We start from the raw sequence: 12,745 nt of genomic DNA on the forward strand, positions 1-12,745 counted from the left end.
GACTGAGGCAGGCGCTCATCTGATCGAAGGATAAGATCAACCCGTTGACCACCAAGGATTTCACGCCTCAAAGGTTTTTCAGGTCTCAAGACGCGGCATCTCACGCGAACAAATGAAAGTTCTGCTCGCCCTATTCATCCGTTTTAGTGAAAGACTTGCAGCTCTTTGTTTCCAGCCAGCCCATGTTTCACTCTGAGGGCAGCATTGAGGACTGCATTCACCCCTAAATTCCCCGTAAAGAGGAACAGCTCCCGAATCCCTGTTCGCGCCAGCCCAATCAGGATCTCCTCGAGCAGGACCCGGCTAAACTCGGGGTCCTCCATATCAATTCCAAAGTAAACCCCAATCCGGGTCGGCTTCAGAGCTTCAACCGTCTTCAAAATAAGGGCTTGCGCCTCTTGTCGATCACTCAGGCAAAGCGTCTCCGGCACCAAATAAAACTGCCGGGTCACCTCCCCGCTGCTATCCGACAGCATCAAGGCCTGCTTTTCATCCAGCCCCTGCTCCATCAGCAGCTTGAACACGTCCTCAATCCGTTCCAGCGCAAACACTTCCCGTGCCCCCGCGTCGCCCTTCTTATAGAGCCCGATCCAGAAAGGACAGTCCGTCGTATCCTCCGGACGCGTGATAATCAGCGAAAGGACATCCGACTCCGGGCCCGCGATCCCCACGTTCGCAGGGGTCACCTGAGCGCCACTCATTGTTTTGGTCACGTGCCTTCCTCCTATATAGCTACGCTCTATTCTAGCGAACGGCGGCTAATCTCTCCAATATTATTGATGACTCATGAAAATGCGCGTTTCTACCAAATCTGTCGGAGAAAGCGATCAGGGGATTTTGGATTTGACTTTTGCTTTGCGTTGACCCGTCCTCCGGGCCTGCCTCTCCACCGCCTGGAGCTGGGCATTCAACTCGTCCCAAATGGTGTCAACGTCCGCCTGCTCACGCTTGAGAACGTGGCGAACCTTCAGCTTAAGAGCAGAAAGAGCAGACTTATTCTTCACTGTTTTGGAAAATTCCCAAGCCGGGTGGCTCCGCGCATACTTCAGCTCGGTCCCCAGATCCCGGCTCCGCTGATTCAGAGAATTCTTGCGGCTCAGGATCTCACTGATAGCCGCAGTCTTCCAGGAGAACGGCCCTTCACTTTTTCCCTCCAGCTTTTTCCAGATTTCTTCCAGACCCTCGACGTCCTGATCCCGGTAAGCTTCCTGCATCTTATGGAAAAGCTGCCTGTGTTCCTGACTTTGATCGGGATTGGTGTCCGGGTGCAATCTTAAGGCGAGCTGGTGATAAAGTTTACGCAACTCCTGCTCAGTATTCGCGTCCCGCGACCGTCCACGGCGGCCGGCCGCTCCTTCATCAGAGTGATCTTGAAAAAAATCCTCGGTAGCTTCCTCGAACACCTCGTCAAAGGCTTCCTCAAACTTCTGCCATTCGTCCTTGGCTTTTTTTCCTTTCGAATTGTTTTCGCTTTCCTCTATCTCTTTAACCATCTCTTCCCAAAGATCATCAAGAGTCCCATCTTCCTTGGCCTCCGAGAGGACGCGCAAGCTGGTCGCCAGGGAAATATCATGGTACTCAGCATAGGCTTCAATCTGCTCCATCCAATCCGTCAAATCCGCGACGGCTGAACGGGATTTATGGAGTTGGATAATCTCACGAGAAAACTCACCTTCGTACCAGAGACGATATTGTTCCGTATCGGTGTTCTTGAACTGGTGCAGGTCTGCGGTGTACTTCTCGAATTTCTTCAGAGCTGCTTGATACTGTTTCCATACTTTCGTGCGTAATGGCTGGCTATCCACCAGAACCAAGTCGCGGCAAGTGCTGATGGGATGGATGATGTTGCCACTGGACTTCTGGTGGCGTTTTTTCGGGCGTGCTGCGGGCATGGCTTCTCCGGGCAAAGCAATGCCTCATTTATATTGAATTTTGGGAGCGAAAAGCGAGGGACATTTCCTGCCCCTTGCGAGCAGGCAGCCAAAATCGCATGAATATGATCTATATTCCATAATATATAAAATATGCTGAATTCGGGATATTTTATATTTTTTAGGATATAAGATGGTGTTTAACCTTTCAAATACATACCAGTGATCGCGCTGTTGCGGGAAGCGGTTCACTAAGGGAGATGCCATGCCCATTGTTCGTGATAAACAGAAACGAAACGAGATCCGTGCAACGCTATACCAAGCTCTGTCAACTAATGGAATGGAAGTCTCAGATGTTGTAAAATCGCTGCGAAAAATGATGGCAAAAGGTCAAGAAGCGTTTGCTGATCACATCGATATCAGTCTTGCGACTTTAAGGAAGATCGAGCAGAAGCGAGGAAATTTTACGATGGATTCGATTCGTAAAATATTGGATCGATTTGACCTTGTACTGGTAGTCAAAACCAAGGGCTCATGTCGAGGCAATCCTCCCCAATCTCAAGCCAATAAAAAGAGTGGTGATGGAAATGCGGAATGAGGTTGGAGGATTTGAACTTAGTCTTCGAGACATGTGAGTTCAGACCACCGATCTTTTATCGCGGCAGTCTTTGCTCGAGGATCGAATTCAACTTTTTCTTTGGAACAAAGAAAGTAGATTCCCCGATTGATGTATCGACTCACTTCACTGACAGCTATGAGGACTAACTAGTAGCAACAATGTCATTTTCAATAAACGTGGAGATGAGGTCATTGCTATAGCTCTTAGGTGCCAGCTCATTCATCACATTGAGCGCTGGCCTGCCACTCGAGATTAGAAACTGTGATAACTTCAAGCTACCAATTTCATGAATAGATAACATGTTGAGATTGAAGTAGCTGGCTAGCTTGAGAGGATAGAGTGATGCTGCATTGCCGACATGGCGCATTCGGATATTATTTCCATAAAATCAACTCGTTGTCCAATTTATATTAACGTACGGTGCTAAAAGGATTCTTGATGAATTCGTCGTCAAGGCAAATCATCCTCCCTTTAAATAAGGAGCGCCGCTGTCATCTGCATCAAGAGATTGATTCGCTTGCGATCCCCGTTACGCTTCAGACGACCCGCGTAGGATCTCCGTTTAAATTGGTTTTGACCAAAGAACCGAGGCAATTCAAACAGGACGAAAAACGTCGGAAACTGGCGGCAGAGGTTCTTCAGGGTCTCGAGAACTGGCGAGGCGAAAGAAAAATAGAGGCAGTGACTCATAAGGAGAGGACGGCACGTTCCTCAGCAGGCAAGCCCTATATCTGATAAGACGATACCACTCAGCACTTCATGATAAACCAGGATACAACCGGGATTCCCGAGTGATCGATGCTCTCCTTCGCACATGGTTCATGGAGTATTTGCGTAACCCTGCTAACTGGCGCACTGCTTATTAGCAGTCATTATAGCATTTATAAGCTGTTGCGAAGAATCCGGAGATCCGACCTCGACTTTATTCTTTAAGTTGAGTAAATTTACTCGAGCAATTGAGTAAATCCGGAAAGAGCAAATGTACAGACGACAAACCATTGAAATAATTAAAAAAAGATTAAATGAGGATCGGAAGTTCATTCAAATCCTTCTGGGCCCGCGCCAAGTTGGAAAGACTACTCTCGTCATGCAGTTAGAAGAAAATAATGAAATCCCTCAGCTTTATGCTTCAGCTGACGACGCGCAAACCCGTGACCGAATATGGCTGGAAACGCAATGGCAGAGGGGGCGTGTTCTGGCAAAGAATAGAGGTAAGGCGGTCCTTGTGATCGATGAGATCCAAAAAGTTTCAGATTGGTCCGACAGCGTCAAAGCTCTTTGGGATGCAGACACTCGCAACAAGACGCCTCTTCATGTCCTGCTATTAGGCAGCACCCCACTCTTCGCAGCGCGAGGAATTACAGAAAGCCTTGCAGGTCGCTATGAAACAATTTATGCCTCTCATTGGTCTTATCAAGAGATGGCGGACGCTTTTGCATATTCCCTGGATGAATATTTTTATTTTGGTGGATATCCCGGTGCGGCTCATTTGCGAAAGGAACCCCAGCGCTGGCGACATTATGTAAAGGAATCCATTATCGAGGCGACCGTATCCCGGGATTTACTCGCGACTGTACGTATCGATAAACCTGCTCTGCTTCGCAACTTATTCTTCTTGGCTTGCAATTATGGTGGGCGAATTCTTTCCTATACAAAAATGCTGGGGCAATTGAATGATGCAGGTAATACAACGACTCTCGCCCATTACCTTGACCTATTGTCACAATGCGGACTGGTATGTGGGCTGCAGAAATTCAGTGGAGAAAGTGTACGATCGCGTGGATCCAGTCCTAAACTTTTGACTTTGGATCCTTCTCTTTTAACTGCAATTGATGAGCGAGAAGCAAGTGATTGGCTGGAAGACCCTGAATCAAAGGGGCACCTTGTTGAAAACGTGATCGGCTCCCATCTGTGGCGTGTCTCGAGGGAGAAAGGACAGCTATTCTATTGGAGCGAAGGAAAATGGGAGCTCGATTTTGTGTATACGCTGGGGCGAAGCATATTGGCCATAGAGGTTAAAAGCGGTAGGCGACAGAGATCCGTTTCAGGATTGGCAGAATTCAAGAAGCGGAATCCCGATTGTCGCACCTTGATTGTGGGAATGGGAGGCGTGCCGCTCGAAGATTTTTTGAGGACATCGCCTGAAGACTGGTTTTGAGTATTCCGCTGGATCTCGGAGGGCCATGGTGCGCCTGAATTCAGATGGCGGGTGATGGACGGCTGATCCGCGAGAACAAGCAGGTCCATGAGGAGAATTATGCATCTCAGTTATTAGTGCAAGGCGGCCTCTTCCATCTCAGACCGCAAAAGTGAGCTGGTCATGGGAATACGGAACGGGACTGACGGAAAAGTTCCGGGGATAAAATCTAACTACTTAATGTTTAAGAAGTTTATCGTCTACTGCATCTCTAAAACTTCATCACCACGTGTCGATGTCGTTGTTTTGTATGAGAGTCGGAGCAGCTTCCTCAAGCAAGTGATAAGAACAAATTCTTGCGACATTCAACGCAGCTGTTGGTCAATTTTAATTGAAGTAACTTCCCCATCTTTCGATGCGTCCAGCGGTGGGAGAGAGGTCCATACCCCGTTTTTCGAGTAACCAGGGAGTTTATTGTTAGAAGAATTAATCGTATGTCCTACTGCATATAAATCGCAGCCGAAGATGGCAATTGTGTGTACAAAATGATTCAATTCTGTCCAAGTTCGGTTCTTCCAGTAACCAAACCGTTTAGGGTCAGAGCCAAAGGGGCGCACATAAAACTCCTGGAGGTATCCTAGAGCAAAGATATCACTATCAGAAATTATGACTTGCCAAGAGTTTGAAATATAATTTTCTAGCCCTAGAGGAGCAGGAAGGTTGGTCCATTCACCATTTTTCCAGTATCCACCGTGCCAGTCGAAAGATCCGGGGATATAGATGTCATCGTTATACAAATAAATGGATTCCGCCCACGAGCCTGGCGGAACAGCCGCAGGTGAAGTCAACTCATTCCAGGTTCCATTTTTCCAGTATCCGCCCGCGTAGGTCGATTCACGAATCTTTCTGTTTCCGGTCACGTATACATCATTCCCATCTAGAGTTAGTGATGTTACCTTTGTAAAAGCTTGATCGCTGGATAGACGAAACCATTGGTCAGCCTTCCAGTATCCGGCCTCCATCTCATTGTATATCAATGTATAAATGTCTGTTCCTGAGCTTGCCATTGAGATAAAGCGTGGCTGTTGCGAACCGACCGGGGATTCGAGTGCAGTCCGCCCTCCATTTTTCCAGTAGCCTGCTGTAACTTTGAAATTGGAATCACTGATATGCCCGCCTGAATAGACATCATTCCCCAGCATGACCACAGAGCTAACGTTAACGGTGTCATCGGGGCTGGTTGCCAGGAGCTCGTTTCCACTCCATGTTCCAGCTTTCCAATAGCCTCCCACGGGCGTATTGGAGGTATTATTACTGTATCCAACGAAGTAAACGCCATCATCGTTGCTAACGTCTGACTCACTCCTCGGAACAACAACAATGGTGAATTCTTTTGTTGCCGTTGCAGAGCCTCTGGTGAGCTTTGCTGTCAGGACAACATTCTCGATATTCGCGCTTTGTATGACTTCTGCGGCGCCGTTGGATATTGTGATAATTTCTGGATTGCTACTTGCCCAATGTATAGAAGTTTCTTCGTTTGTTTTTGTGAGGAGACTAAAGTTTTTAGTGACGCGCGAAGCGGTGTCACAAGGTGCAAAAGAGAAGTCTCTCTCAGTTAGACCATCTTTTTCCCTTAATAAAACCTCTTCATTCAACGAGTCAGTTGTTTCCACACTTTTCGATTTCTTTTTGCAAGATTCAGACATACCCATGAAAAAACACAAGAGTACAATAGCGCCGAAAATTTTTACCCGCCCACTATTTTTGTAAATCCCCAGATTTTCGTTCATTTTATGATTAACCTTGATTGTGAATGCACCATTAAACCAGTGCCGACCATCATCAATATTATCGTTTATATAATTTATTATCTAGATCCCCTAAACTCCCGGCCGTTGATGTGAAGAAACTCAGTCCTGATGAGGGGTTCCCCGAAACTCCTCCAAACAGAACTTTAAACTCGCATTTCCTGAGGGGGTCCAAAAAACTCCTCCAAATAGCACTTTAAAATCGCATTTGTTGAGGGGGCCCCAAAAACTCCTCCAAATAGCACTTTAAAATCGCATTTGTTGAGGGGGTCCAAAAAACTCCTCCAAATAGCACTTTAAAATCGCATTTGTTCAGCTCTGTTCATGTCAAATTCCCTCAGGAATTCCTGGGGTGTCCTATTACCTAAAGATCTGTGTGGGCGATCCTCGTTGTACTCACGTCTCCACTGTTCGATCTTATGCCGAGCATCCTCAAGGCTTTCAAAAACCGATTGATTAAGGCATTCATCTCGAAACCTTCCATTGAAAGACTCTATGAAAGGATTGTCTGTTGGCTTCGCGGGCCGGGAGAAGTCCAGCCGCACACCTTTCCAATGCGCCCAGTCGTCGAGGGCTTTGCTGATAAACTCACTCCCATTGTCGACGTTAATGAATGAGGCCATCCCATGACCATGAGACAGCCTTTCAAGAGCATTTGCAACATGTTTTCCGGTCATGCTTCGCCCACATTCAAGTAGCACTGCTTCGCGACTAAAGGTATCGACGACTGTTAGGATTCGAATGGCTTTTCCGTCAGCCAGGGAGTCGTGAACAAAATCCATGCACCAACGCTGATTGGGAGCTGTGGGTGTCGGAGGAATGATTCGGATCTGGGAACGACGCTTACGGTAGTACTTCCGGTGTCGCAGGCTCAAACCCTCACTGACGTATATGCGATGAACCTTCTTGCGATTTACCAACCATCCCTCACGCCGCAGAAGCACATAAATGCGATTGTAGCCGTATCGCACCCGACTCTGTGCAATATCTCTGATTCGCATCCGGATGGCCGTATCATCGCGTCGGCGGGCTCGATATCGACAACACGATCGGTCGAAGAGCAAAACACTGCAGGATCGTCTCTCGGAAATCTTGAAGGCACGTTTCAGGAAGTCTGCAATCTCCCGCTTCCTTGCAGGCTTCAAAGCTTTTTTTCGATCACTTCCTGCAGCATATGCTTGTCAAGGCTCAGGTCAGCCACCAAGCGCTTGAGCCTGCGATTCTCATCTTCGAGCAAACGCATTCGCTTGAGTTCCGTCGAACCAAGCCCTCCGTACTTTTTCTTCCAGGTATAAAACGTCTGCTGCGAAATTCCCAGCTTACGACACACATCCACCACAGCCTCGCCAGCTTCCACCTGACGCAGGGCATAGACAATCTGTTCCTCAGTAAACTTGGACGTTTTCATACATCTCTCCACGTCAAAGAGAGCTGAATTATAGCGGATTTTTCAGCTTTTCGCTGGAGGATTTTTCGGGGTCAACGTCAATCTGCTGCGAGCGCCAAGTCAGATGATAGCGTGCAAATGACGGGAAAGCGGAACGAGACTGACGGAAAGTTTCGGGGACTCGGTTAGAACAAGTTTCCTGCCCAGAGGCTCTTGACAAAATCTTGATAGCTTAGAATTTCGATCCCATCTTCTGTCATGCGAGCTCCATTCTCCATTGATATGACAATTCTCTTCTGAATCTCAGGGTAGTCGCTTTTCAGTTCGCGAAGGCCTTTTAAATGATCAGAATGAATATTCGACGAAGCTTTGGATTCTATTGCTGCCTTCATAGGTCCTACAATGAAATCGACTTCGACCCCTGTTGTCAAACGCCAGTAACTCAATGTCTCTGGCCGCCCAGTGTATTCGATGTAAGTCGTGAGTTCATGAAAAACCCAGTTTTCAAAGGCTTTTCCCCACGCACTCGATCCTGGCAAGACTTGACCACGTTGCGCAAGATAATTAACAACACCAACGTCCGCGAAATAAAACTTCGGGCTCGACGAAACTCTACGCTTCGGCCTGAAAGTATAGGCTGGCAGATAGCGTGCCAGCAGAGTGTCGACTAAAATTTCATAGTAAGAGCGGACCGTTGGTGCTGAAACGCCACAATCACGCGCAACAGTCTCATAATTGAGAAGCTCCGTATCACCTAATGCAGATATTTCAAGAAATCGGCTGAACGGCTGTAACTTGCGAACCAGTCCTTCTGCGAAAATTTCTTCTTTTAAATAGTCTGCGCAATATGATTTTAAATGCAGAGCAGCTTCATTGGAATCATATATAAGTGGCATGTAGCCACGGTTCAGCATTTTCTCCAGGAGAGAATTCCGAGCCGATTTCAGCCGCTACCAAGCCTGACATTTCATATCGCAAGGCACGCCCTCCGAGAAGGTTTGCATGGCCTTTACGAACCTTTCGAGCGCTCGATCCACAAAGCCTAAAGACCACACCATCGTCTTCAATGAGCAGATGAACTTCATCAAGCAGCTGGGGACTTTCTGAATTTCGTCAATGATAACGAACTTCCAGGTATTTCTCCTGACTCTTTCTCGCAGTCGTTCCGGATAACTTTGGAAGAGAGCAAATTCATCACTTTTCAAAAGCTGGATAAAGGAGGTGTCCGGGAAAGTCTCCTTTAACAGGCTCGTCTTCCCGACTTGGCGAGGACCCCATAAAAAAAGAATTATTCAATAATTTTGGTATATTGAGAGGTCGTCTATACAAACAAAACTCCTACTTTGAATTTTCATGAAAAACCAAGCAGATCTTTTCCTGGGATTTTTCCAGGCAAAAACAGCAGAAATGGAAGCTCACAAGCTTGGTTCAAGAAATTAACCATGGCTATAATGCATAGTTGGATCGATGCATGCGGCTACTTTTGCTACTATTCGTCCAGATCCAAAGCTCCAGAACTCACCGATAGATCCCATGGTCTTCGAGTATAAAGAGCGGTTGTCTCAATGCTCTTATGTCTCGCATGGTTGCGTAAGGCAATAACATCAAGCTTTGTATTGTGACCAAGCCAGTGAAGTGCTCCCCACTTTTCGTACAACTCAAGCCACTAAAGTTTGCTCACGATACTGACGCGGCGATTTATAACCGAGCGCCGAATGCATCCTCATCCCGTTGTAAAAGTCCATCCAGTCGGCAATAGCCTGGAAAGCTGCATCCTTTGACCTGAATCGATTCAGCCAAATACACTCTTCTTTAAGGGATCTGAAGAACCGCTCAATCATGCCGTTCTGCTCCGGACTATAAGGGGTAATGTATTGCTGTTCGATGCCGTGTCTCTGCGCAACACCAACGAACTCCCTGGCACCAAACACGAGTCCATTATCGCTTCTCAGAGTCAGGTGGACCTTCGGTTTCCAGATCAGCCCACGAGCCCTGAGACCGTCTTCAAGCGCTGCTGATGCAACCTTGGCCTTTCCCGAACTTGAAAGCCGCCAGCCCACAATTTCCCGATCAAAGCAGTCGATCACGGCAGTGAGATGACACCAGCCATCCTTGCCGCAGAATATGCTCGTCGTGTCGATCGCCCAAAGCTGGTCAGAGCGGAAGGTCAGGTGTCTTCGTCCCTGGACCCTGGGGCGCATGCCTCGGGGCTTTTCAGTCTTTTGCCAGCCATTGAGCTTGATGATCCGGTGGACCTTTTCCGGTTGACTTTCAGGCCATCACGGAACTTCAAAACTGCGTGAATACGTCGGACTCCATAGGTCGGGAATTCTTCGATAATCCGACGAATCCCAAGAACCAAATCCTGGTCCATACGGGTCGCGCGGCCACCCTTTGGCTGGTAATAGACATTGGACCTTGGCACTCCAAACCACTGACAGAGCTTGGAAAGAGATACGGCCTTGCCCTCCTCCTTGAGAACGCTCTGAAGCCCTAAGAGTTCGTCTCTTGATCTTGGCTCAGAGCCTGCCACTTTTTTCGGGCATCGAGCTCCAGAACCAGCTCTCCAACCGTGGCCCGGAGGTCTTTGATCTCCCGCTCGTATTGGGCCTGATCTTCCTTGGCGTTGGTCTTGAGACTATTCTCTCCGCCTTTAAGGAAGGTTTCGATCCAGCCTTCGACCTCAGACTGCTTCAGGTCCTGCTCCCTACAGACATCAACCAGGGACTTCTCTCCCTTCATGATCCTGACTATCAACTCAACCTTGCGTCTGGCAGTCCATCTCTGAAAGTCGGTCTTCATTGCATACTCCGTTAGTACAGAATTTTCTTATACCCTGTACGAAACAGGAGGGGAACACTCCACCAGTACAGAGAACCACGTCGACAGTCCTTCAAGGTTAGTTCCGGGTATCCAAGACGCCTCCAACTCTGAAGTACCAGTCTGCTCCATATGGAAAGAAAGGCTGATCGCGTTCACGCTGATTCAACACTTTTACGATCTCCTTGGCAGCATCTCCATTGAAGCAGGCTACCCGGCCTTTGGAATTGGCTTTAGGATCGGGCATGTAATGGAGGCCCCGGGACTTTTGCCTATATATCTAGATCCCCGAAACTCCCAGCCGTCGATGTGACGAAACTCAGATCCGTTCGGATTTCCGGCCCATCCTATGCTTTCACCCGACACCTGAAATTTCCGCCTTTACAGACAAGCCAGAAGAGCGCAAATGGAGTCCGGCCATGTGTCCCACGGATGGGGCGCTGGAATCCGGATGTTGAGTGATGAATGACAGGGTGATGTTTCAGAACAAGGCGCTCTCCGCGCTCGGTGGTCTGCTGTTTTTCGAGAATCTGCTGACCAGCACTCGCCTCGAGGAGCGGGCTGTGGATTGTCTTCCGCGACTTCGCATAGCCTCGCGAGCCTCGAGTTTCGATAAATTCCGCGCGCTTATGCTTGGTCTTGTGAGTGGTGCCGACTGTCTTGATGATATGGATGCCCTGGCTGAAGACCCTCGTTTTGCAGGGTGAACGGCCCTCTTGTTTCATCAGCAACCTATGAGGATTTCCTGCGAAAATTCTCCGGTTTCCAGCTTCAGCATTTGAATCAGGAGCTTTGCCGTCTGGCTGGTGAGCTTCATCTGCGGAGCGGAAGTTCGGAACGTCTGGTGCTGGATATCGACTCGACGGGGCATGAGCAGCATGGTGTGAAGATGGAGGGCCTTGCCTATAACTACAAGAATGAGTGGAGCCTGAGCTCGATCGAGGTGTTTGATCAGAAGGGCTTTCTGCACTATCTGAACGTCCGGGAGGGCAATGCCTTCACCTCCGAGGACGCTCCGTTCATCATCAGCGAGGTGTCGCGTCATCTGCCGCGTGAGCTGCGGCGCGAGCGCCCGCTTTTGCGGGCTGACTCGGGTTACTGCAACAATCCTGTGTTCCAGGCCTGCGAGCAGAACGGTTTTGGCTTTCTGATCGCCATGCGGTAAACCTTTACAGTCCTCTTCTGCGACGGCGCATCAAGTGGCCGAAGGCAAAGAGCAAGACGCTGGAAGAGGAGGAGGCCGAGGTCGGCGAATCGCTTTACCATTCGAAAAAGTGTGAGAAGGTTTTCCGGGTGATTTTCATGAGACGACCTCGCAAGGGCGAGCGGGAGATCTTTGCCGACTGGCACTGGACGTATCAGGCCTATATTACCTCAGAAAGCAGTTCGGGCCTTTCCGCCGAGGATGCCGTGGACTTTATCGCAAACGCGGGCATGCCGAAAATTTCATTCGGGAACTCAAAAACGGATTTGATCTGCATCACTTTCCCTGCCAGAAGCTTAATGCAAACCGCGCCTATGGATTGATAGCGGCTTTCGCATACAATTTCATGCGCTTTCTGGGGACGGTGATGCGCCCTGATCGTCCGATGTTTTCAAAAAGAATTCGTTATTGTCTGGTCAACCTTGCCTGTCAGGTGGTGCGAAAGGCAAGGCAGACCATTGTTATATTTCCAAGGCGATATGAACAGGAGGTGAAGCGTTGTCTTATGAACATAAAACTCACGTTGGGTTATGGGTAACAGGTCCCGCGAAGAAAACCACCTTGATCTTTGACAACCGAATATTCGCAACCCAACTGAGCTATGGGACAATTGGGGGTCTTCTCGGTTCGTGGTGGGTCATTTCCAAAAATAAAATAGGGACATAGGCAAACCTGCCGTAGATTTTGGTTCGCCAGAATCAAAAAGCCAGGAGGGCGCCTATGTCTATGGAAAGACCAGCACGACTCGTTCTTCTTCCTGAACTGGAACTTGTGAAATCGGTAAAACTCAGCAATCGAATTCTGGGGTTTTTTAAGAAAACTTCGACGCACGAGGTCTGCCCAAAGTGTGCCCATCTCTCTGAATCTGTTTATGATCATCGTCCTGTTCGCATCAAGGA

The 12,745-nt window shown here is 48.4% G+C and carries 15 protein-coding genes; 6 read left to right on the top strand and 9 right to left on the bottom strand.

The window, feature by feature from the left end; translation table 11 throughout:
- Positions 1 to 143: 143 nt before the first annotated feature.
- Together OLTU_RS00430 and OLTU_RS00435 are read right to left on the bottom strand one after the other, a co-directional pair.
- Positions 144 to 713, bottom strand: a complete 570-nt coding sequence (locus OLTU_RS00430) for a hypothetical protein (RefSeq protein WP_141730802.1) — start codon at positions 711 to 713, stop codon at positions 144 to 146.
- Between the two features lie 114 nt (positions 714 to 827).
- Positions 828 to 1,892 (bottom strand): J domain-containing protein, encoded by a 1,065-nt coding sequence (locus tag OLTU_RS00435; RefSeq protein ID WP_141730803.1) that lies wholly within the window; start codon positions 1,890 to 1,892, stop codon positions 828 to 830.
- A gap of 244 nt (positions 1,893 to 2,136) precedes the next feature.
- Here OLTU_RS00435 and OLTU_RS00440 point away from each other — a divergent pair, with 244 nt between their 5' ends.
- Positions 2,137 to 2,469, top strand: coding sequence for a helix-turn-helix domain-containing protein (locus OLTU_RS00440; RefSeq protein WP_141730804.1), 333 nt, complete (start codon positions 2,137 to 2,139; stop codon positions 2,467 to 2,469).
- A 1,000-nt stretch (positions 2,470 to 3,469) separates the two neighbouring features.
- Positions 3,470 to 4,648, top strand: a complete 1,179-nt coding sequence (locus OLTU_RS00445) for an ATP-binding protein (RefSeq protein WP_141730805.1) — start codon at positions 3,470 to 3,472, stop codon at positions 4,646 to 4,648.
- 344 nt (positions 4,649 to 4,992) lie between these two features.
- Here OLTU_RS00445 and OLTU_RS00450 read toward each other — a convergent pair whose 3' ends face one another.
- The 7 genes from OLTU_RS00450 to OLTU_RS00475 all read right to left on the bottom strand — a co-directional run bounded on the left by OLTU_RS00450 (position 4,993) and on the right by OLTU_RS00475 (position 10,624).
- Positions 4,993 to 6,417, bottom strand: coding sequence for an immunoglobulin-like domain-containing protein (locus tag OLTU_RS00450; protein ID WP_141730806.1), 1,425 nt, complete (start codon positions 6,415 to 6,417; stop codon positions 4,993 to 4,995).
- A 314-nt stretch (positions 6,418 to 6,731) separates the two neighbouring features.
- Positions 6,732 to 7,843 (bottom strand): IS3 family transposase gene (locus OLTU_RS00455; RefSeq protein ID WP_439956666.1). Its coding sequence is split into 2 segments (ribosomal slippage): positions 6,732 to 7,591 and positions 7,591 to 7,843, totalling 1,113 coding nucleotides; the frame shifts between segments, so codons are not numbered across the junction.
- A 164-nt stretch (positions 7,844 to 8,007) separates the two neighbouring features.
- A complete protein-coding gene (locus OLTU_RS32190) occupies positions 8,008 to 8,736 on the bottom strand; it encodes an ATP-binding protein (RefSeq protein ID WP_218109758.1) in 729 nt (242 codons plus the stop codon).
- 36 nt (positions 8,737 to 8,772) lie between these two features.
- The gene (locus OLTU_RS33020; protein ID WP_218110398.1) at positions 8,773 to 9,114 is read right to left on the bottom strand and encodes an AAA family ATPase; all 342 of its coding nucleotides are present in this window, start codon (positions 9,112 to 9,114) and stop codon (positions 8,773 to 8,775) included.
- A gap of 366 nt (positions 9,115 to 9,480) precedes the next feature.
- Entirely contained in the window at positions 9,481 to 10,068 is a 588-nt protein-coding gene (locus OLTU_RS00465) for an IS3 family transposase (RefSeq protein ID WP_141730807.1), read from the bottom strand.
- Positions 9,990 to 10,196: an IS3 family transposase gene (locus OLTU_RS33025; RefSeq protein ID WP_369696370.1), complete on the bottom strand. Its 207-nt coding sequence runs from the start codon at positions 10,194 to 10,196 to the stop codon at positions 9,990 to 9,992. Before OLTU_RS33025 ends, OLTU_RS00465 begins: the two co-directional genes overlap by 79 nt.
- 119 nt (positions 10,197 to 10,315) lie before the next feature.
- Complete coding sequence (locus tag OLTU_RS00475; RefSeq protein WP_141730809.1) at positions 10,316 to 10,624, bottom strand: DUF1153 domain-containing protein; 309 nt, start codon at positions 10,622 to 10,624, stop codon at positions 10,316 to 10,318.
- A 494-nt stretch (positions 10,625 to 11,118) separates the two neighbouring features.
- On the opposite strand from OLTU_RS00475, the gene OLTU_RS00480 reads away from it, so the two are divergent.
- The 4 genes from OLTU_RS00480 to OLTU_RS33030 all read left to right on the top strand — a co-directional run bounded on the left by OLTU_RS00480 (position 11,119) and on the right by OLTU_RS33030 (position 12,384).
- Entirely contained in the window at positions 11,119 to 11,349 is a 231-nt protein-coding gene (locus OLTU_RS00480) for a hypothetical protein (RefSeq protein ID WP_218109759.1), read from the top strand.
- Positions 11,346 to 11,807, top strand: coding sequence for a transposase (locus tag OLTU_RS00485; RefSeq protein WP_141730811.1), 462 nt, complete (start codon positions 11,346 to 11,348; stop codon positions 11,805 to 11,807). Before OLTU_RS00480 ends, OLTU_RS00485 begins: the two co-directional genes overlap by 4 nt.
- Before the next feature lie 137 nt (positions 11,808 to 11,944).
- Positions 11,945 to 12,169, top strand: coding sequence for a hypothetical protein (locus tag OLTU_RS32580; protein ID WP_245676803.1), 225 nt, complete (start codon positions 11,945 to 11,947; stop codon positions 12,167 to 12,169).
- Positions 12,091 to 12,384, top strand: a complete 294-nt coding sequence (locus OLTU_RS33030; RefSeq protein WP_369696371.1) for a hypothetical protein — start codon at positions 12,091 to 12,093, stop codon at positions 12,382 to 12,384. Before OLTU_RS32580 ends, OLTU_RS33030 begins: the two co-directional genes overlap by 79 nt.
- Positions 12,385 to 12,745: the final 361 nt, after the last annotated feature.

It is taken from the genome of Oligoflexus tunisiensis (assembly GCF_001748245.1).
Taxonomy (GTDB): domain Bacteria; phylum Bdellovibrionota_B; class Oligoflexia; order Oligoflexales; family Oligoflexaceae; genus Oligoflexus; species Oligoflexus tunisiensis.